Below are 18,698 nucleotides of genomic sequence, written 5' to 3' on the forward strand. Positions count from 1 at the left end.
CCGACCATGTGTGCGACAGGTCCGGCGGCAGAGATGAGGCTACGTACTGTACGTAGCTCTGCCAAAACTGTCAAACATCTCGTGTCAAACGGGTGGCCAGAAGTACGAAAGGAGCCCACATGGACTCCCATAAGTACGAGCCGCCGCCGCCTGGCATGAAGTGGATTTTCCGGGCCTGGATTCGGGATCCCCGAACCGGGAAGCCGATCTATCCGCGGAATGCTCGGGTCTGGAAGCTGGCCGTCCCCATCTAGTCCTTACCGACTGATGCGGCCGTTTCCACTGGCGCGTGCGCCACACGCTAGCTCTCCCGCTTCTGTCGGTGAGCGCTGCCACGAGTAATCCCCCGCTGCGTACCGGCGTACGCAGCGGGTTCTCTTTGACGGTTCTCGCAGAGCCTGCCCCTTGCTGGGCAGGCACAGGTACTTCCATGTCCAATCGCAAGACTCACACCGTCGTCGGCGGCATCGCCGGCGGCACCTTCGCTTTCGCCCTTGCACCTTCCGGTCAGTCCGGTGCCAACACCGCTGCCGAGGTTCTGGGTGGTGTTCTGGGCGGAGTCCTCGGCTCGCGGATGCCCGACATCATCGAGCCGGCCATCCACTCCCACCACCGCAGCACCTTCCACAGCCTGACTACCGCCAGCGCCGTGACCTACGGGGCGCTGCAGAAGAAGGTCGATCTGCCGGCCATGCTGCGGAACGAGGCAGCCCTGGTTCACCAGCGTGTTGCTGCGACCCAGGCCAACGGAAACTCGGCGTTCCTCGACCAGTTGCTGGAGCTGTTCCTCCACTTCTTGGCAGGCGCAGCCGCCGGCACGGCGGCCGGCTACGTGTCCCATTTGGCGTGTGACGCGACCACCCCGCGGAGCATCCCTCTGTTCACGCGTGGCTTCTGAAAACCTCCGGAGCCCGTGCTGCCATCAGCCGGGCTCCCTTCTCTTTACACGGTAAACCAACATGAATCGTTTCATCTTCAGCTACGACATCCACGGCCCTCACCGCGACTTCAAGGACAGGTGCATCAAGAACGGATTCTTTGACGCCTTGTTCTTGGCAGATGGCAGGAAATGGATGCTCCCCAACACTACGCTCATCGGCTGGTTCGCCGACAGAGCTGCTGCGGAGCGTATGTTCGACGCGTTGGCAGCCCAGTCCGGTGTCAACATCACGAAGGTCCTCATCGCAGCTTGCGATGTCCCTCTGTTGGGCAGCGACGAACTGGCCCTCTAAGGCCGTTGCTCAGCCGGCTCACCGACGCCGGTCCCTGAAACGACGAAGGGCCTCACTCCACAGGGAGTGAGGCCCTTTTGTTTTGGGAGCACCGTGCGGTGGCCGCCAGGCGGGCTACGCCGCGTTGGACACGATTACGGGACCATGCCGCCACCGGTTCTCATGAATATTGAACTCGAGGCCGGCAGGGCCACGCATGTTCTTGTCCTTGTTGACCCCTTCGAAGTTCTTGAACGGCTCTTCCTCGAAGCTGTTGTCGTATGCGTCGTACGACTTGAGTCGCAGTCGCATGAGGACGGTCATCCGAAGAAGGAGCTCGTTCGACCAGCCCATCTCGAGTCTTTCGTTCTCCCAGCGGGACACCGTCTCGGCACTCACACCGACCTGCTTCGCGTAGTCGACGCCTGAGTAACCCAGGTGCTTCCGCAGAAATCGGATCTCCTTCCCGGTGAGCAGACTTGGCTTGAGCGCTAGGGTGCGCGCAATGCTGGCGTTCAGCACTTGCGGATGCGGCACCACGTAAGTTCGCGCGTGGCACACCTGACACTCACCAATCTCTGCGTCCTTCAGCAGGATGTTGTCGAGGCCGCACTCGCTATACAGGCGGTCTTCTCGACGAAACTCCAGGGGGCCATTGCAGTGAGCGCACTTCATTGTTTTCTCCACCCGCCAACAACCTGGATTACTTTCTCCTCGGGGAACGAGACGACAACGCACATCCGCTGCGTCTCCACGAAGTATCGGTAGGTGTCGCCATCGAGTTTCGGTTCTTGTTCGATGTCTCCACAGCGGAGGACGTTTTCAACGTCTAGCGAGGACATACGACTCCTCTCGAACACGGCCCAGACACGATCCGTGTACAACATGTACCCCTGGTCCAGCAGGGTCCGGACGCGCTCCATGGCTTCTGTGCGGCTCAACGCCTGTATCGGCACCGCATTCCCCCATGCGCATCACCTCGCGTACGGAAACTTGACTATACATCAAGGCCTATACACAGGAATTGCGGGTTCCCGCAAGGGGGTAAAAATTCCTCGAATCAGGATCGAACTGACTCATGCATAAGTTCGAATCGATTCGAACCAATGCGAAAAATCGTATAAGTACCTGAAATTAAAGGCAAATTTTTGACCGCTTAGCTACAGGTCGACTGAGCGAGGTAGCGGTCGGCTCCAGGCATTACACATTTACTGTAAGCGGCCTGACGGTGGTGTCAGACCCGAATGCTACCCTGCGGCCCCATGATGGGTAGGTCGTCGATGCTGAGAGACGGCCCTTATCGTCCCATCGGCGCATTGCCTCCGCTCATGGCCACCGCCACACGGCAGCCGCGGGGAGTTCTCGGGGCAGTACGACCGCTCCGCTCTTGGAACCTGGCTGCTTGGGAACCCGGCCATCCGGACCTCCCAGCACGATGCAGACCGGGTAGACGCTCCCATCCGGCAGACGAGCTTCCGTGTAGCGCGTGATTACGGCCTCTTTATCCCCCTCGTAGATGCCTGGCCCCGTCCACAACCGGCCGTACAACAACGTGCCGTCCGGAAGAGCTGGATCCGCCCAGGCGTAGCCGACGATGCGCCCCACGACGGGACCGTCCTGATAGGTGCCGAGCTGGCTTTGATCACCCGGCTGATTGATGTCGATGACGGCCTTGAGCTCCTTGCGGAGCTTGAGGCGCTGGAACATGGCCTGCGTCGAAGCCTCCGGGCAGCTCACATCGGTTTCAGGCCGAGTAGGCACACTCGGGCAGGCAAGCCCGGCCGTGGCGCACACCCACGCAGCAACGTGCCGGGACAGGGGAAAGCGCCGGAGGGCGGAGACGATGGAGGAGGGCACGAGCGAACTTCCTTTCTCTGATGGGGGCGCGAGCATGCTGAGCGCTAGCCACAGGGCCAGAAAAACCGCCAGTGCGCCACACAGCGCCCATGCCACTGCGCGCCTGCGGGTCCGCCCTAGCCTTGGAGCCGCGGCACTGGATTGGGCGTCGGCCTCCAGATCCTCTTCTTCGGCAGCGAGCGGTTCCTCTGAGCGCTCCGTATCGCTCTCGGCCGACGTCTCCGAGGCGTTCACCTCTTCTGGCAACGGCTGCTCCAGGGAGATCTGCCACTCAGGCTTCCTCTTCTCCTTCGCTGCGTCCCAAAGGGCCTGCAGAAGGGCCTCAGCGTCGGCGTACCTGTCCTCGGGGCGCTTCGCGAGCAGCCGCATGGCGATGTCGCTCAGTGCTCGCGGCACCCGCGGATTGAGGACGTAGGGGGCGGAAGGAACCTTCGTCGCGATGGCGAGGACGAGCTTGTCGTAGGGCAGCTTCGGATCGAAGGCGTAACCATCGGTGAGTGCCTCGTAGAGCAGCGCTCCCAATGCGTAGAGGTCGCCCGCGGGGCCAGGCTCGAAGGCTGCACCCTCTTTCCAGGAGCCTTCGGCCAGGAAGGTCAGTGACTCCGGAGGAAGGAGGTAGGGCGCGGTTGGGGGCACGCCCACCGTCAAGGTGACCATGCCTGGCTGCCGCGCCACGCCGAAGTCGATGAGGACCGGCTGCCCATCCTCCTTGCGGATGAGGACATTGGACCCCTTCAAGTCCCGGTGCCACAACTGTCGCCGGTGCAGCCGGTCGACGAGCCGCACCACTTCAGTGAAGACCTCCAGCAGCCGCGCGGCGGTGGGCTGCACCCTCCAGCACCACTCCGTGAACGTCTCCCCCTCCACGTAGTCCGTTACGAAGTAGAGGTAGCCGGACGGCCCCAGCCAGTGGTCCAGGGCATGAATCTTCAACCCGGTGTCGAAGGCCATGTGGATGGCGGCCTCGCGCGAAACACGGCCATCCGCGTCCTCTTCCTCCTGCTCATGCTGGCCCGCGGGCCGCAGAGCCACCTTCAGCGTGAAGGGCTGGCCAGGATGCTCCTCCCGCTCCACCTTGAAGAGCCGGCCCCCGCCGCCTCCTCCCAGCAGTTCGAGAATCTTCCAGGGCCCCACCTGGCTTCCGGGGGAGAGGTGGTCGGGATGAACGGGTGACGTCGTCATGGTCCTCTTCTCGTCCCTTTCTCAATCACCGCAGCGCCGGCAGAGCCACACCGCTGATTCGCAGGACGCGGTCCCCAGAGGGGCTCGCAAGCTCCAGCCGCAGGTCCTCCGTGGGCTGCTCGGAAAGCGCCCCGGTTTCCACGAGCACGAGGCCCGCTTCACCCGGAGCGAGTTGGGGCTTCTCCATGCGTACGGACTTCACCGGAACGGGCTGGCCATTCAGGCGGAAGAGACGCACCCCTCCGGGACTCCACGGGCGCTGGCCCGGGAGGTTCACCACGCGCACCATCACCACGGCCCACGTGCTGGTCCGGTAGACCGCGCCAGTCTCCAGCTTGAGCCCGCTGGCATTTCCCGAAGGAGCAGCCGAGTCGAACCATTTGACGCCGACAGGTGAGTCCAGCATCCCGGAGAGGATGAGTCCTGAAGGCCCGCCTTCGCCGCACCGGCCTTGAAGCGCAGTGAGCTGAGCCTGCACCTGTGTCAGTTCCTGCTGAAGCGCCTCTGCGTTGCGCGCGCGGCGAAGGACTTCCACAGCCGCATCCACCTGCTCCCCAGCAGGGACGAGCACGAAGATGGCCTCTTGCGGAGCTGCCCCATCCGCGAAGCGGACGGTGAGGAGAAGCCGCTCGTCATCGGCCAAGTCCACCTTGGGCTTGAAGGTGACGGTGCGCTCCTCCACCACGAAGCGCTCGAAGTGGGTGTCTCGCCCTTGCACAACGACGCTCTTGGGCAAGAGCTGCGAGTCGAACATGAGGGTGGTGAGCGTCCCCTTTGCAACCTGGACGGAAGCATCCACCGGACTCGCCAGTAGCGAGAGGGCGCGCTGCCGAAGCTGTCGAGGGGAAGGGGAGGGCTGCGCGGCGGCAGTTCCCGCCATCAACAGCACCAGCAGAAAGAGCCGGAATGAAAAGTAGGGCACGTCCGGAAGGACCTCCAAGAAAGCAGCCCAACCAGGCTGCTCCCCAGCTATCGCCCCGGCCGCCGCCTACCGTCCCTTCGCCACCCTGAACAACTCGACCGGATCCACCTCAAAGCCTTCGGCGATCCGCGCGATGGTGGTGAGGGTGAGGTTGACCTCTTCTCCCTCAACGCGCTGATAGACGCGCACCGTCATCCCGCAGCGGTGCGCGGCTTCCTCCTGGGTCCATTCCCTCTGCTGACGCAGACGACGTACGGCAGCCGCCAGCCGCTGCTGGAGGTCTCGGTACACGGGGGACTCGTACTGCGCCGCCCGCTCGGGGCGGCGTCTTCTTTCGGCCTGGCGCCGCACCATCTTGCGGCGGGACCGTAGGAGGGCCTACAACCACCCTACCACGTCACTAGAGACGTGTCTTCTATGTCGTGTCGCCGAGCACGGCTCGAAGGCCGTGGAACGAGACGGCCTTTCGTTTCAGGAGCGGGTGATGGCGCTGGTGAAGTGCAGGGAGTGCGGCAACGACGTGGCGACTTCCGCGGCGGCCTGCCCCAAGTGCGGCGCGCCCGTCCGCCGGCAGCTTCTCACCACGCGGAACATCCTCCTCGCCTTCTGCGCCTTGGGCCTGTGCTACGTCGGCTCCTGCGTCGCCCTCAACCTGGCGGACACGTCGGGCAGGGCTGCCAAGCCCACCAGTGCCACCGGGGAGCCCAAGCAGGTGGACATCGGCCCCTTCCTCCGGGCGTACGCCTCGAACGAACTGCTCGCGGATGCCAACTACCGCGGGCACCTCATCAAGACGTCTGGCTGGGCGGAGGGCCGGGGGCGAGACCCTCTCGGGAACGTATTCCTCGTCCTCGCTTCCGCCAGCAGCACCGAGCCTACCAAGCTCCACTGCTTCATCCCCGAACAGCACGTCGAGAAGGTGGCTAACCTCTCCCGAGGCGCCCACATCACCATCCGCGGGCGTGTGTCCGGGCTGGCTGCGGACAAAGTCGTCGTTACCGGCTGCGAGCTCGTCGACCAGTAGCTGGCATCACATGCACCGATTGGGGCTGACTTTCACAGCGCGTGCCTCAATCCACGAGGCAGTCAGGCGTAAAAGTTTGCCACTGTCTATTCGCGCTCGAAATTCAAGCGCCAATGGCAGTATGCATTCAAGAGTGATCGAAAGTTAACATCGGGAGCCTTCCCGACCAACTCTTTGCGGGCCAACGATTCTCTTGGCCCGAACTCACAGGATAAAAAAAGAAGGCCGGGCCATTCTGGCCCCGGCCCTGGCGAGATGGCTGGCACCACCTCAGCCTTGAACAGCGGTTCTCCGTATTGGCGGAGCGCGTTCTAGTGCAACCATCCCATCCTCGCAGGTGGTGCGCGACACGTCAATGCGGGCTCCGCTGAATGGGCCTGCATGTTCACACTCATCGAATTGACGTCCAATCTCACTCCCCTTGTCTGCCCCCATACCCTCCGGATGTTGGACGTACCGAAGCTGGTGCTCCCGCTACGGCCAGCCACGCTGAAGGCTCAGTTCGGATTCCCGATCCCTCGGCGACAGGCAGCGACTCCCGTCATGGCCGAGTACAGGCGACTCAAGAAGCTGCTTGCTGAAACGGAGCTGGATACGGTCGTCGCTGAGCTGCTCTGACCGTCTTTGCGTGCCTGTGGCCAGGTAGCGGCTCAGGGTAGGGAGCCGCCCCGGCGATGTCTGACCGGGGCGGCTCGTAGTTGTCCTACTGGGCCTGCGGCGCGGTGCATGCCGCAGGGGACTCCTCCTGAAGATGCGACGCAGTGCTTTCGTGGCAGTGCCAGGTGAAGTTCTGCGTCGCCTCGTTTCCGCCCCACTTGTGGACCGTGGACGCCATTCCCCCAGTCGAATTGGCGAGGCTGAAGACCAAGGCAACGACAGGCAGCCACCGGCGCCGAACCTTCAGCCAGAAACGGCGAGAGGAGAAATGCCGGGAAACATCGTTTTGCACTTCATTCATCGTGAAACTCCTTTGTTCTTCGGGTTTGGTGGTCCAAATCGGCATCATGCAGCGCCGAGATGGGGTTCAATTTCGAAGGGAAGTTGGAGGGCACCTCCTCGGCACTGAGCATCATCCCGCGACAAAACGCCGCTTCCTGGCGGCGGGCTCTCCCCATCATGCAGCGCCGAGATGGGGTCCAATTTCGAAGGGAGATGGAGAGCATTTCCCTCATCATTCCGCAGACCAACGGCGCTCGATGACGGGCGCTCCCCATCATGCAGCACTGAGAAATGTATCGATTCAGATGGGCCCTCGAAGGGCGCAGTCCCTCCGCCACGCTCATCCCACGGGGATGATGTGCGCCAAGATTGGTCGGCTCTCCGGGGACGAAGGCGTCCCTGCTGAGGAGTACCTAATAAGGCCTGCGCAAATGACAACTTCCAACATGGTGAAGCGGTCCATCTCCACTGCGCGAGGCGAGGCGTCTCAGAGCCTTCGTTGCCGCATCTTCAGCCACGAAGGCCCGCCTCCTACCTACGCTTCCTCTTCCGTGGATTCTCCGGTGGAGGGGCCATCGTCTTCATCAGCATCATGTCCCAGGCTTTGCTGATCATCCTCTCCCGCCACCAGATGAAGCAGACCAGGAAGAAGACCAGGGCAATGAGCGGGTTCTGCGCAGCGAGTTTAGTGACGGTAACTGCAACGTTGGTGTCCAAGGGGTACTCCTTGTGCGTCATGCGCACGGAAAGTCGTGGTTGATGAGGGACTGACTGGGGTGGTTGTGAATGAAGTTCGAAGCGCCATTTGCAGAGGGAAGCTCGTGCATGCCCGCATCATGCAGCGCCAAGAAGAGGTGCCTTCTTGAGAGGCGCTCGCGGGTGGTGCCTCATGTCGTGTCCGGCCACCACTGGGCACGGACATCATGCAGCGCGCAGATGAGGTCCAATTCAGATGGGCTTTGAAGGGTGCGTTCCCTCCACGCTCACCCCGCGGAGCAGAGCTGCTCCGAGGTCGGTCGGATCCCAGGGCGGAAAGCTCCTGGGTCTAGTGGAAGGGTCAATTCAGGCGGCGCTTCGGACCGGGGCTCTCGCCTCGGTGAGGCGGACCACCATGGGCCGAAAAAGCGGGACGCCGCTTCCTTGGTCTGAATGGGCCAGTTAAATCGGGCGGCACCTCAAGTCGTGGCCCTCGCTGGTGAAGCGGACGGGCTCTCCGGGCGTCGGACGGCCCCGCGGGCTTTCCAAGTGCTGAAACGCCCAGGCGAGGGCGCTGGGCCGTGCGTCAGGTGGCCGGCACCTGCTCCACGTGGCTCGATGCCTCCTGGGCACCGAGAACCACCAGGGCAAGCCGCTCAGCCCGCCGGTGCTCCTCACGGGCCTGGGCGTACCTGGTCCTGGAGGCAGGACTCCCGTCCAGCCCGCGCACAGCTTCCTGGAGCTCCGCTTCGGCCTTCCCCAGGCGCCACGCCAACGCCACCCGCTGTTCCATGTTCATGCGGCGGCGCAGAGCAGGCTCCGTGCCGCGGCTATCCCGCCCCGACTAACCACTTTTCAGGAAAGTCGAGTAGGGCGGCTGGCAGGTTGTGGCGCTACGACGCCCTTGTTGCCTTCTTGCACCACCCAGGCATGAACCTTGCCGGGCACCTCGGACAGGAGTTGGGGACGAAGACTCTCTACATGGGAGCACCTGTGACGGTGCACGACTGAACACCAGACCGCCACTCCGTGAATAGGTTCGCGGGCCCGAGGCGTTCTTTGCGGCACCTCGTGTGGAAAAGAACCCATGCGTCGGCGGTCGCCCCTCGCTACCCAAGGCAGGCTCCAAGTTTCTGAAGATATCTGGGAGAAGGACATCTCTCCGCGCAGGTCGGCATCCTTAGCTGGCGCACCGGGCAGTACCAGCGGTCGGAGGACACACCATGAAGCGCAGCGTCCGCGCCGTCACTATCGCCACCCTGACGTCCAACGCATTCCTCTTCGGATTCTCCCTCGAAGCCCGAGCGGATTCTCCGGAAATCAGGGCGAGCATCGGTGTTACTGACAACACCTTCCAGGGCCCACCTGCCAAGGTCAAGATTGAGTCCGTCCGAGTCCGAGTTGGGAACGGCATCGACGGGGCGGTGCGTTGGGTGCAGGACCAAGCCATCGACGTTCAAATCGATCGCGCCCTCGGGGATGCGTTCCCCCGCATCAAGGACGTGCTCTCGCGCGCCGCCCCCGGCAGCGGCTACCTCATCGACATCCAGGTTTACACCCATTCTGAAGGTCAAAAGGTGTTCCAGGGGCCCATTGAGCTTGGCTTGGGACCATCTCCTGCGGATGCCTACGCCCTTAGCCAGAAGAAGGGGGGAGTGCATACTGCGCCGCCGGCGGGCCTCCTGATCGATCGGGAAGCCAGCTTCATGGTCTGGTGTGACCTTGAGGGAGGCACCCTGAGCTACCGCCGCGCGTGGCGAGACTCCGTCCGAGATGAAGGCGAGCGTAAGCTTCAGGCGGAGCACCAGGCGAAGGTCGTGGCGGAGGTGAGGCGAATCTCCGCCTTAGCGATGGCAGTGGCGGAGAAGGCGAAGGCCGAGGAGATGAAGCAAGCCCAAGCCGCCGTCGCCTTCGCGGCGATGGAAGCCACGAAGGCTGCGGAAGTACGGCGACAGGCAGAGATGGCTCGCTTGGCCCAGCAGCAGGCTGCGGACACGGCTACGCAGTTCAACATGACCTCTGAGCTGGCGCGTCAGGCCGCTCAGGCGCAGGAATTTGCTGCGCAGATGGCGCGACAGCAGGCCGCCGCTGATGCCGCGAGACAGGTCCAAGCCCAAGCCGAGTTCGACGCCTGGGCTCAGCGGCAGCGCGATGAGATCGCGCGTCAACAGGCTGAGCAGCTACGCCTGCAGCAGGAGAGGATGAACAGCCTCTGGAGCCGACCTACGGTCGGTGCGGGCGGCTCAGGCGGTTCGCTCACGCCGGGGCCTGCGCCGAGCTATCTGCTCCCGTGAGCCTCTCCTTGGAAAGGTCCGAAGCCCCGCTCTAAGGGGCTTCGTGGTCTCTGGCCTGCGCAACTGGTCGCCCCTGCTAAGTGGGAGCCGTACCCAAAAGGACCTTCCTAACCCGGCCGCTTCCGCACGTCCCAGGCACCACGCCAACGCCACCCGCTGTTCCATGTCCATGCGCCGGTGCAGAGCAGGGGACATGCCGGGCGACGCGGCCCGCCTCCAGGGCCAGTCGCGACGCAGCCAGGGCGGGCGAGAGGCACTGTCGGTGGCTACCGTGTTGCGGGGCTCGGGTTCCGGCAGCCGGGGAGCCTGCCCGCAGGCAAGCTCCCCAGCTTGGTCCGCTAGAAGCGGGTCAGGAGGTCAGCGAGGTCGGCGAGGAGCCGCAGCAGGCCAATCAGCTCGCCTGCGGCCCGGATGGCCCGCAGGATGGCCTTGGTGCGCTTCCCGGTGGTAGCTGCGTCGATCTTCTCCATGTTGGTGCCCTCTGGCGCCAAGCTCCAGCCGAATGCCGACTGGGGGCGCTAATAGGGTGTTGGGCTGCCCGCGTGGCCGAGGGACGGGTCCACAAGCTTGAGGCCCGCCACAGGCGACGCGCCTGCGGCCCGCGATTTCCTGCCACTTCCGGCGATGAGTCCGCGGCCCGCAATTTCGCGCCGCGTTCCAGGCCCCGCGATTTCCTACCGTCTACGGCGCCACGCGCGGAGCCCCGCGATTTCCTGCCTCTCGAGCGCGGCTGGGCTTCATGCCGTCCTAAGCGCGCCGCGCAGGGCTTCCCCCACAGGTTTCCCGTCCGTCCCGCGTGCACCTTCCTGGGGCTCTGCTTCGGCCTTTCCCAGGGGGACGCCAACGCCACCCGATGTTCCATATCCATGCACCGGCGCAGGGCAGGGCGCGTGCCGGACGGCCCTCTCCCCACCTTGGGGTAGCGCGCCGCGGCTTCGGAGGCTGGAAGAGGGGAGGGAGGGCGCGGCCAGGAGGGCCGGCGGAAATAGCTCTTCTCAATACCGTCCACTTTTTCGGCGTCGGGTTCCAGGAGCCCCAGGCTCGGCAGAATATCTCGCCACCTAGACGGGCCCCTGATTGGGACGTGCCGGTCGACTCCGCTTCAGCCTGATTCGTTAACGCGACGCGCTACGAAATAGCGCTGTACCAAAGCGGTCAAAGGTTCAATTTTACAAACACATCAAAATGTGATCCGCCGCTACTGGAATAATGGATCACCGAAGAGGCCAGCGTGCCTCTTCAATTTCCGGGTCTTAAAACACCCATGGTCCATTGAGTAACGTCATGAGTTTCAAGGAAATTGTAATTGTGGTGAAGTACATGCTCTGCCTTGCCGACGGTCACGCCCGTCACAGCGTCCGCCAGAGCATCATCAACGAGATGCAGGTCCACGGTGGCTTCTCCGCCGTACGGGCCGAGCAGGTGGTTGACGAGCTTGAGCGCTACGAGCTCAAGAAGATGAAGAAGGTGTAGCCCACACGCAGGCAGTGCCCGGAGAGCGTCTTCGTCGTCTCTCCGGGCATGAGCCCAGGTCTCGGGTTTGCCGCCCGAAGGCTTGAAGCTGCTGTGCACCCGCTGGGTCTTCTGGAGCTCGGCGATGGGATGTTCCTACTGCCACGTCCTTCGTAGGTCACCACCTGGCGTCCATGGGCCCGGCATGCGCTAGTCGGCCTTGTTCGGCCTTTGCCTCTGCTGACCTAATGCCACCTGGATCTTGGTGCCTGCTGGGGGATGCTCATGCCGCCTTTAAGGGTCCAGATTCTTGCCGCTGGGCCCCCCTTGTAGCCACCCCTGCGACTTTCACTCCGCAGCAGATTGAGGACGCTCAACCTGCCGTAACTCTTGGAGGAAAGTGCCTGTTCGACCCCTTGGAAAAAGTGGGTAAGGTCGAAAGGATCACCAGCGCCGACCGTGCAGCCCTGCGCCGGGTGGACCGGGCGATCATGTAGGAAAAGGGAGCAGGGGGCAAGGAACGGCGAGCGGGTGGGTGCGCGGCCCGTTCAAGTAGCTTCTCCAGGATGATCCTCCGCGACGTCACGGATGAAGACCTCCCCCTGTTCTTCGAACACCAGCGCGACCCCGAAGCGGCTCGCATGGCCGGATTTCCATCGCGGGAGCGTGATGCGTTCATGACCCACTGGCGCACGAACGTCCTGCGCCCCGGGAACATCAACCGCACCATCGTGATGGGCGGCGTGGTGGTGGGGAACATCGGCAGCTGGGAACAGGAGGGCCAGCGCCTCGTCGCCTATTGGATCGGCCGCGAGCATTGGGGCCAGGGGCTCGCCACCCGGGCCCTCTCCGAGTTCCTCCCGCTCGTGCCTACCCGGCCGCTGCATGCGTGGGTCGCCACCCACAACCTCGCGTCGATCCGCGTCCTGGAGAAGTGCGGCTTCCACACCGTGCCCCACGAGGATCCGGCCGAGGTCCTCATGCGGCTGGATCCGACGTAGGAGTTGTGGGCCACGGTGAGTGTTCATCTCCACCCGCAAAGGGCGTCCCGCTGATCCGTGCTACAGGCCGGTTCCTTGATCAGCCGGAGAGCGGGTGTTAGCACCGCCGAACGCCCGCGGGTTCCCTCCTTCCGCGCGCGTTCTTGAGCCTCCTACGTGAACGCCCTCGCCCAAGCCCCTTCGCCTTCGCTTCCCAGTGCCGGCGTCATCTGGACCCGCACGCTGGAAGCCATCCGCCAGGAGGGCCTGCACTACGCCCTCACCTGGCTGGAGCGGATGCGCCCCATGGAGGTGCGCGAGAACGCCCTGGTCCTGGGCGTTCCGGACCGCTTCTTCCGCGACTGGGTGGATGACCACTACCGCTCCATGCTGGAGACGCACCTGGCCCGGCTGGAGCCGTCCCTGGGCCGCGTCGCCTATGAGGTCGTCGTCGGCCCTCCGCCGACTTCTTCCGACCTGCCGCCCACGCCCACCATCAAGGTGAACTCGACGCGGCCCTCGCGCCTCAACCCGCGCTTCACCTTCGACACCTACGTCGTCGCGGACAGCAACCAGCTGCCCGCCGCCGCCGCGCAGGCCGTGGCCCACCGGCCGGGCCACAACTACAACCCGCTCTACATCTACGGCGGCACCGGCCTGGGCAAGACGCACCTGCTCCAGGCCGTGGGCAACCACATCTGGGAGAAGGACCCCACCCAGCGCATCGTCTACCTCTCCAGCGAGCAATTCACGAACGAGTACGTGGAGAGCGTGCGCGAGCACCGCATGACGGACTTCCGCCGGAAGTTCCGCGAAGAGTGCGACGTGCTCCTCATCGACGACATCCAGTTCCTGGGCAAGCGCGAGGAGACGCAGAAGGAGTTCTTCTACACCTTCGAGACGCTCTTCGGCCTCAACAAGGCCATCGTGCTCACCAGCGACATGGTGCCCGCGGAGGTGCCCGGCATGGAGGACCGCCTGCGCAGCCGCTTCGCCATGGGCCTCATGGCGGACATCCGCGAGCCCTCCTACGAGACGCGCGTCGCCATCCTCCAGAAGAAGGCCGAACAGGAAGGCCTCAACCTGCCGGACCCCGTGGCGCACTTCATCGCGAAGCATGTGCAGAAGAACGTGCGTGAGCTGGAAGGCGCGCTCGTGAAGCTGTCCGCGATGCACAGCCTCACGAAGCAGCCGGTGACGGAGGAGTTCGCGTCCCAGGTGCTGCGCGACATCCTGCCCGCGCAGCGCACCGTGGACGTGGAGGCCATCCAGCGCGAGGTGGCCCGCTTCTACAAGGTCACCGTGGAGGCGCTGAAGGAGGACCGGCGCCACAAGGCGCTCGCGCACGCGCGCCAGGTGGCCATGTACCTCAGCCGCAAGCTCACCAAGAGCTCCTTCCCGGAGATCGCCTCGCGCTTCAACAAGGACCACTCCACCGTCATCTCCGCCGTGCGCAAGGTGGAGGGCCTGCGGGAGACGGACGCCGCCGTGCACCGCGACCTGTCTGAGCTGGAGACGAAGCTCGGCGGCATGTAGCCGCTGCTTTCAGTGCGGCGCGGCCGGCTGTGACGGGGCGGAGACCTCCTCGAGTGTCCTGCCGCTCTCCTGGTCGCTGAGCTCCGCCGCGATGTCTCCCAGCGCGAGGATGCCCACCAGCCGCTTGGCCCGGTTCAATACCAGGATGCGGCGGATCTGCGAGGCCCTCATCTTCTCGGCCGCCTGGGTGAGGTCGTCGTCGTCGTAGCAGAACTCCACGCCGCGGGTCATCGCCTGGGCCACCTGCGTGCGCTCGGCGTCCAGGCCCTGTGCCACCGCGCGAATCACGATGTCCCGGTCCGTGACCATGCCCACCAGCTGGTCGCCGTCACACACCGGGATGGGGCCCACGTTCAGCGCGCGCATCTTCTCCGCGGCGACCCTCAGGGAATCCGACGGGCGGACGACCTCCACGTCCGGGGTCATCACGTCGCCTACTCGTTGCGTTGCCATGGCGTCTCTCCTGTGGGGGTTCCTCCTTCAGCGTGGGCACCCGCCTGTCCGCTGACATGGCCTGCCTTCACGGATGTCTGTCCATCTCCCCGGGCATCGGGCATGCTGGGGCTTCGAGGGCCTTCCGAGGCGCTCGCATCGGGACGTCCGGCCGGAGGCGCTCCCCCTTTCGCGGTGCTTCCTTCCGACATGCCCTCCATCCCCTGGTTGCGTGCTTCCGGCCTTGCTGTCGCCGTGCTGGGTCTGCCTGCGTGTGACAGCGGCCCGGACACCACCGAGCTGCGCTTCGGCATCAACGCGACGACCTACACGCGTCCGCTGACGGAGGAGTCCTCGCCGTCCCGGCGGACGGCGATGGACGCCCCGCTCGTGTCGCCCACCTTCACCTCGAACGACGGCCTCAAGTTCACGGTGGAGTCCGCCAACGCCACGCTGTTCGACGTGCGTCTGGAGTTGCCGTCCGGGCGCGAGTGCTCGGACTACGAGGGCAAGCTGGCTCCGTTGATGACCTGCACCGACGCGGCGGACGGACAGCCCGGGGCGTTGAGCGTGCGGGAGCCGCTGGACGTGAACTGGTTGAGCGCCACGATCATCCCGGACCGGACGCTCCGCATCCCGGAAGGAACCTATTCCCGCATCGAAGCCCGCCTGGGCCAGAACACCCCCGCGCTCCCCAGCTTCAGCGTGGACGCGAGCTTCACCTGGGAGGATCAGCGCCATGTCCTGAAGGTGGCCTTCGCCTCCACCGCGGCCCTGCGCTTCGAGCCCCGGGGCCCCTTCGACATCGCCGTTCCCGCGGAGGACACCGTCGTGGTGGGCAGCCTGGATTTGACCACGTGGCTCGACGGCATCCCCGTGGCCAGCTGTCTGGCATTGGGAGACCTCACCCTGGATGGCACCACGCTGCGCCTGGAGACAGGGACGGGTGCGTGCGCGGGCGCCGCCGAGCGCATGCAGCAGAACATCGAAGTCAGCACCCGGATGTACCTCGCCTCCCACCGGTGAACCCATGTCCATGAACTCACGTTGGTTGTGTCTGTCTTTGCTGTCCCTGGGGATGTCCGGCTGTGGCGACCCGAGCCCCACCCGGCTCGTCTTCTCGCTGAACACGGCCTCGGTGGGCGCGTCTTCCCTGCCGGTTCCGGCGTCCGGCGTCCATGCCATGACCGACCCAGCCGGTCCTCCCGAAATCATGTCCAGCGACGGCATGCGCTTCGCCCTGAATGAGGTCCGCATGGAGGTGGCCGACATCCGTGTGGAATTGGGCGAGGGGATGCGCTGCGGCGACCTGAGCGACCCGCTGCCGCAGGGCACCGGGTGCGAGCAGCCCGAAGGTCCCCCGGCCACGCTCACGCTCGCGGGTCCGTTCTCCATCGACCTCTCCACGGGGAAGGCCTGGAAGGGGGGAGAGCTGAGGCTGCCGCCCGGCACCTACCGGCGCGTGAGCTTCGTGCTGGGGGAGGGTGGCTTCTCGGCCCGCACCCTCGCCTTGGACGGACAGTCTTGGAACATGACCATCTTCCTGAGCGGAGGCACGGTGATGGGCTTCGAGTCCCCCCATGACGTCAGGTTGGAGGAGGGCGGCTTGCTGCACGTGACGTTCGTCCACAGCCAGTGGCTGACGGACCTGCCCTTGGGCGCGTGCTACCGGAACGGGAACCTGTCCCGGGTGGGCTCGGAGATGGTCCTGGACAACGCGACCGGCGCGTGTGAGGGCGCGCTGGAGAAGGCGCGCGACGCCATCCGCACGCGGGGGAGGGTGAGCGTCCGGTCCCCCTGACCGCCGCGGTCAGAAGTGGGTCCGGCCGCTCAGCAACGGCAGCAGGACGAGCCACCACAGCAACGGACCCACGAGCCCCAGGACCAGGCCGGTGATGGCCTGGCCCCGGCGGCCGATGGGCGGGGTCGCCTCCGGGTCCACGCGCGTCAGCGCCACCGCGCCGCAAATCACCGCGATGGGCGCGAGCAGGGGCATCAGCACCGAGCTGAACCCGAACCGCAGGGCCTGCTGCGCCATGGGGTTGTTGAAGCGCTGCTCCCACAGCGCCTTCAGCGCCCTGGGCGGCACCGGCAGCTGGAAGAAGAGCTGATTGCGCGCGTCGCGGTGGATGCGCACCCCGATGAGCAGCGCGGGCATGACGCACAAGGCGAAGAAGAAGCGCGCATCCGGCACCAGGGCCCCCGCCACCACCGCCATCACCAGCGGCGTGGCCAGCAGCGCATGCCGCGCCCAGCGCTTGCCCAGGAAGAAGGCCACGCCCACCGGTACGGGCACCAAGAAGAGGAGCGCGAACAGCGAATCCTTCGTCGCGTCCAGCCCCCACTCCGTCAGGGCGGCGGCCGTGGCCACGCAGCACAGCAGCGTCACTCCCGCAACCCACCACGCCCATCCATCCCGCTTGCCCCAGTAACGCTGGCGCAGGGCCTCCAGGTAGTTCACGTCCGGGCGCGCCGCGCAGGCCCTGCAGTACAGCCGTGCCACCAGGCCCGGCACGGACGTGGCGCAGTCCGCGCAGAAGAAGCCGCCGCAGCGGAAGCATGTACCGCCCGCGGGCAGGTCCGGGTGGACGGCGCAGCGGCCCTGCTGGGAAAGGGGCACCTCCAGGCTCATGGCCGCAGTGTCGCACGGCGAGCAACACCCGGCACCCCGGCGCCCACCCGGTCGCCTTCCGGCTTACAGGCCCCGGGGCGCGTGCTAAGCGCGCGACAGACCGTCCTGAACCGTGGAGGAACCTTGTCCCGATTGAAGGCCCTCGCCGCAGCGGCCCTGTTCGTGGGGCTTCCGGCGCTCGCTCAGACCCCCCAGGCGAAGCCGCTGGAGCCCGGCCGCGAAAACCTGGCCATCCCGTATGAGAAGTACACGCTGCCCAACGGCATGGAGGTCATCCTCTCCGTGGACCGCAAGCTGCCCGTGGTGGCCGTCAACGTCTGGTACCACGTGGGCGCCTACGACGAGACGCCGGGCCGCACCGGGTTCGCGCACCTCTTCGAGCACATGATGTTCCAGGGCTCCAAGCACGTGCCGGACGACGTGCACATCGGCCTGCTGGAGCAGGCGGGCGCCACGGACCTGAACGGCACCACCAGCTTCGACCGCACCAACTACTACGAGACCGTGCCCAGCAACCTGCTGGAGACGGCGCTGTGGTTGGAGAGCGACCGCATGGGCTTCCTGCTGGACTCGCTCACGGAGAAGAAGCTCCAGACGCAGAAGGAGGTCGTGAAGAACGAGCGCCGCCAGGGCGTGGAGACGGCCCCCTACGGCGAGGCGCAGGAGAAGGCGTGGCAGGCGCTGTTCCCGCCTCCGCACCCGTACTCCGGCAACGTGATTGGCTCCATGAAGGACCTGGACGCGGCCACGGTGGATGACGTGAAGGCGTTCTTCCGCAAGTGGTACGCGCCCTCCAACGCGACGCTCGCCATCGTGGGCGACTTCGACCCCGCGAAGGCCAAGGCGCTGGTGGAGAAGTACTTCGCCACGCTGCCCTCCGGGCCCAAGCCCCAGCGTCCGGACGTGAAGCCCGTGCGGGTCACTCGCGAGACGACCATCCGCCACGACGAGAAGGTGGCCACGCTGCCGCTGCTCTCCATGTCCTGGCTCACCGCCCCGTACCTGAAGCCCGGAGACGCGACGGCGGACGTGCTGGCCACCGCGCTGGGCACGGGCCGCGCGAGCCGCCTGTACCGCCGGCTGGTGCTGGACAAGCAGCTGGCGCAGAACGTGGAGGCCGTGCAGCAGAGCCAGGGCGCGCAGTCCGTCTTCTCCATCGAGGCGGTGGCCCGGCCCGGCGTCACCACGGACCAGCTGAAGAAGGAGATCGACGCGGTGCTGGACGAGGTCCGCAAGGACGGCGTCACGCAGGAGGAGATCGTCCGCGCGCGCACCCGCTATGACACGCGGCAGCTGGCGGGCCTGCAGGCCGTGGGCGGCTCCGGCAGCAAGTCCGACACGCTCCAGTCGTACAACCAGTTCGTGGGCGAGCCCAGCTACGTGGCGCAGGACCTGTCGCGCTACCAGGAGGTGACGCCCGAAACGGTGAAGCAGTTCGCCAACGACGTGCTGCGCCCCGACGGGCGCGTCGTGCTGCACGCCGTGCCGCCCGCCGGCAAGGCCGCGCCGTCTTCCGCTCCGGGCAAGGAGGCCCGTTAAGT

The 18,698-nt window shown here is 65.4% G+C and carries 19 protein-coding genes; 10 read left to right on the forward strand and 9 right to left on the reverse strand.

Annotated features, from left to right (window positions below):
- Positions 1-430 precede the first annotated feature (430 nt).
- Together D7X96_RS15930 and D7X96_RS15935 are read left to right on the forward strand one after the other, a co-directional pair.
- The gene (locus D7X96_RS15930) at positions 431-898 is read left to right on the forward strand and encodes a hypothetical protein (RefSeq protein ID WP_147468314.1); all 468 of its coding nucleotides are present in this window, start codon (positions 431-433) and stop codon (positions 896-898) included.
- Positions 899-959: 61 nt separating this feature from the next.
- Positions 960-1,232, forward strand: a complete 273-nt coding sequence (locus tag D7X96_RS15935; protein WP_121770107.1) for a hypothetical protein — start codon at positions 960-962, stop codon at positions 1,230-1,232.
- 114 nt (positions 1,233-1,346) lie between these two features.
- Here the strand turns inward: D7X96_RS15935 and D7X96_RS15940 are convergent, their stop codons facing one another.
- The 5 genes from D7X96_RS15940 to D7X96_RS15960 form a co-directional block, all read right to left on the reverse strand.
- Positions 1,347-1,886, reverse strand: coding sequence for a helix-turn-helix domain-containing protein (locus D7X96_RS15940; protein ID WP_121770108.1), 540 nt, complete (start codon positions 1,884-1,886; stop codon positions 1,347-1,349).
- On the reverse strand, positions 1,883-2,134 hold the full coding sequence (locus tag D7X96_RS15945; protein ID WP_121770109.1) for a hypothetical protein: 252 nt from the start codon (positions 2,132-2,134) through the stop codon (positions 1,883-1,885). Before D7X96_RS15945 ends, D7X96_RS15940 begins: the two co-directional genes overlap by 4 nt.
- 403 nt (positions 2,135-2,537) lie before the next feature.
- Positions 2,538-4,250: a serine/threonine protein kinase gene (locus tag D7X96_RS15950; RefSeq protein WP_121770110.1), complete on the reverse strand. Its 1,713-nt coding sequence runs from the start codon at positions 4,248-4,250 to the stop codon at positions 2,538-2,540.
- Between the two features lie 25 nt (positions 4,251-4,275).
- Positions 4,276-5,172, reverse strand: coding sequence for a DUF2381 family protein (locus tag D7X96_RS15955; protein ID WP_121770111.1), 897 nt, complete (start codon positions 5,170-5,172; stop codon positions 4,276-4,278).
- A 66-nt stretch (positions 5,173-5,238) separates the two neighbouring features.
- Positions 5,239-5,463 (reverse strand): helix-turn-helix domain-containing protein, encoded by a 225-nt coding sequence (locus tag D7X96_RS15960; RefSeq protein ID WP_158616660.1) that lies wholly within the window; start codon positions 5,461-5,463, stop codon positions 5,239-5,241.
- 193 nt (positions 5,464-5,656) lie between these two features.
- Between D7X96_RS15960 and D7X96_RS40450 the strand changes: the two genes are divergently transcribed.
- The gene (locus tag D7X96_RS40450; protein ID WP_208647321.1) at positions 5,657-6,196 is read left to right on the forward strand and encodes an OB-fold protein; all 540 of its coding nucleotides are present in this window, start codon (positions 5,657-5,659) and stop codon (positions 6,194-6,196) included.
- Between the two features lie 703 nt (positions 6,197-6,899).
- Here the strand turns inward: D7X96_RS40450 and D7X96_RS39560 are convergent.
- Positions 6,900-7,154 (reverse strand): hypothetical protein, encoded by a 255-nt coding sequence (locus D7X96_RS39560; RefSeq protein ID WP_147468315.1) that lies wholly within the window; start codon positions 7,152-7,154, stop codon positions 6,900-6,902.
- Positions 7,155-9,054: 1,900 nt separating this feature from the next.
- Between D7X96_RS39560 and D7X96_RS15985 the strand changes: the two genes are divergently transcribed.
- Positions 9,055-10,125, forward strand: a complete 1,071-nt coding sequence (locus D7X96_RS15985; RefSeq protein ID WP_121770115.1) for a hypothetical protein — start codon at positions 9,055-9,057, stop codon at positions 10,123-10,125.
- Between the two features lie 338 nt (positions 10,126-10,463).
- Here D7X96_RS15985 and D7X96_RS41480 read toward each other — a convergent pair whose 3' ends face one another.
- Positions 10,464-10,595 carry a hypothetical protein gene (locus D7X96_RS41480; protein ID WP_279637394.1) on the reverse strand — a complete coding sequence of 44 codons (132 nt, stop codon included), beginning with the start codon at positions 10,593-10,595 and terminating at the stop codon, positions 10,464-10,466.
- An 814-nt stretch (positions 10,596-11,409) separates the two neighbouring features.
- Here D7X96_RS41480 and D7X96_RS39565 point away from each other — a divergent pair.
- The 3 genes from D7X96_RS39565 to dnaA all read left to right on the forward strand — a co-directional run bounded on the left by D7X96_RS39565 (position 11,410) and on the right by dnaA (position 14,093).
- Entirely contained in the window at positions 11,410-11,598 is a 189-nt protein-coding gene (locus tag D7X96_RS39565) for a hypothetical protein (RefSeq protein ID WP_147468316.1), read from the forward strand.
- A 545-nt stretch (positions 11,599-12,143) separates the two neighbouring features.
- Positions 12,144-12,578 carry a GNAT family N-acetyltransferase gene (locus D7X96_RS15990; protein ID WP_121770116.1) on the forward strand — a complete coding sequence of 145 codons (435 nt, stop codon included), beginning with the start codon at positions 12,144-12,146 and terminating at the stop codon, positions 12,576-12,578.
- 156 nt (positions 12,579-12,734) lie between these two features.
- The gene (dnaA, locus tag D7X96_RS15995) at positions 12,735-14,093 is read left to right on the forward strand and encodes a chromosomal replication initiator protein DnaA (RefSeq protein WP_120548164.1); all 1,359 of its coding nucleotides are present in this window, start codon (positions 12,735-12,737) and stop codon (positions 14,091-14,093) included.
- 9 nt (positions 14,094-14,102) lie between these two features.
- Here dnaA and D7X96_RS16000 read toward each other — a convergent pair whose 3' ends face one another.
- Positions 14,103-14,546 carry a CBS domain-containing protein gene (locus tag D7X96_RS16000; protein WP_121723677.1) on the reverse strand — a complete coding sequence of 148 codons (444 nt, stop codon included), beginning with the start codon at positions 14,544-14,546 and terminating at the stop codon, positions 14,103-14,105.
- A 189-nt stretch (positions 14,547-14,735) separates the two neighbouring features.
- Between D7X96_RS16000 and D7X96_RS16005 the strand changes: the two genes are divergently transcribed.
- Together D7X96_RS16005 and D7X96_RS16010 are read left to right on the forward strand one after the other, a co-directional pair.
- Positions 14,736-15,551, forward strand: coding sequence for a hypothetical protein (locus D7X96_RS16005; protein ID WP_147468317.1), 816 nt, complete (start codon positions 14,736-14,738; stop codon positions 15,549-15,551).
- Positions 15,552-15,561: 10 nt separating this feature from the next.
- Positions 15,562-16,326, forward strand: coding sequence for a hypothetical protein (locus D7X96_RS16010; protein WP_147468318.1), 765 nt, complete (start codon positions 15,562-15,564; stop codon positions 16,324-16,326).
- A gap of 9 nt (positions 16,327-16,335) precedes the next feature.
- Here D7X96_RS16010 and D7X96_RS16015 read toward each other — a convergent pair whose 3' ends face one another.
- Entirely contained in the window at positions 16,336-17,145 is an 810-nt protein-coding gene (locus D7X96_RS16015; protein WP_244219599.1) for a hypothetical protein, read from the reverse strand.
- Between the two features lie 144 nt (positions 17,146-17,289).
- Between D7X96_RS16015 and D7X96_RS16020 the strand changes: the two genes are divergently transcribed.
- On the forward strand, positions 17,290-18,696 hold the full coding sequence (locus D7X96_RS16020) for a M16 family metallopeptidase (protein ID WP_121770118.1): 1,407 nt from the start codon (positions 17,290-17,292) through the stop codon (positions 18,694-18,696).
- The last annotated feature ends 2 nt before the right edge of the window (positions 18,697-18,698 follow it).

Origin of the sequence: Corallococcus interemptor, from assembly GCF_003668875.1 — a bacterium.
GTDB classification, from domain to species: domain Bacteria; phylum Myxococcota; class Myxococcia; order Myxococcales; family Myxococcaceae; genus Corallococcus; species Corallococcus interemptor.

What these genes read in the sequence shown, in the direction of transcription:
- D7X96_RS15940 (WP_121770108.1), bottom strand. Translation starts at nt 1,886, where the DNA reads ATGAAGTGCGCTCACTGCAATGGCCCCCTGGAGTTTCGTCGAGAAGAC.
- D7X96_RS16010 (WP_147468318.1), top strand. Translation starts at nt 15,562, where the DNA reads ATGAACTCACGTTGGTTGTGTCTGTCTTTGCTGTCCCTGGGGATGTCC.
- D7X96_RS16000 (WP_121723677.1), bottom strand. Translation starts at nt 14,546, where the DNA reads ATGGCAACGCAACGAGTAGGCGACGTGATGACCCCGGACGTGGAGGTC.
- D7X96_RS15945 (WP_121770109.1), bottom strand. Translation starts at nt 2,134, where the DNA reads ATGGAGCGCGTCCGGACCCTGCTGGACCAGGGGTACATGTTGTACACG.
- D7X96_RS39565 (WP_147468316.1), top strand. Translation starts at nt 11,410, where the DNA reads ATGAGTTTCAAGGAAATTGTAATTGTGGTGAAGTACATGCTCTGCCTT.
- D7X96_RS15935 (WP_121770107.1), top strand. Translation starts at nt 960, where the DNA reads ATGAATCGTTTCATCTTCAGCTACGACATCCACGGCCCTCACCGCGAC.
- D7X96_RS16005 (WP_147468317.1), top strand. Translation starts at nt 14,736, where the DNA reads ATGCCCTCCATCCCCTGGTTGCGTGCTTCCGGCCTTGCTGTCGCCGTG.
- D7X96_RS15990 (WP_121770116.1), top strand. Translation starts at nt 12,144, where the DNA reads ATGATCCTCCGCGACGTCACGGATGAAGACCTCCCCCTGTTCTTCGAA.
- D7X96_RS15950 (WP_121770110.1), bottom strand. Translation starts at nt 4,250, where the DNA reads ATGACGACGTCACCCGTTCATCCCGACCACCTCTCCCCCGGAAGCCAG.
- D7X96_RS15930 (WP_147468314.1), top strand. Translation starts at nt 431, where the DNA reads ATGTCCAATCGCAAGACTCACACCGTCGTCGGCGGCATCGCCGGCGGC.
- D7X96_RS39560 (WP_147468315.1), bottom strand. Translation starts at nt 7,154, where the DNA reads ATGAATGAAGTGCAAAACGATGTTTCCCGGCATTTCTCCTCTCGCCGT.
- D7X96_RS40450 (WP_208647321.1), top strand. Translation starts at nt 5,657, where the DNA reads ATGGCGCTGGTGAAGTGCAGGGAGTGCGGCAACGACGTGGCGACTTCC.
- D7X96_RS15985 (WP_121770115.1), top strand. Translation starts at nt 9,055, where the DNA reads ATGAAGCGCAGCGTCCGCGCCGTCACTATCGCCACCCTGACGTCCAAC.
- D7X96_RS41480 (WP_279637394.1), bottom strand. Translation starts at nt 10,595, where the DNA reads ATGGAGAAGATCGACGCAGCTACCACCGGGAAGCGCACCAAGGCCATC.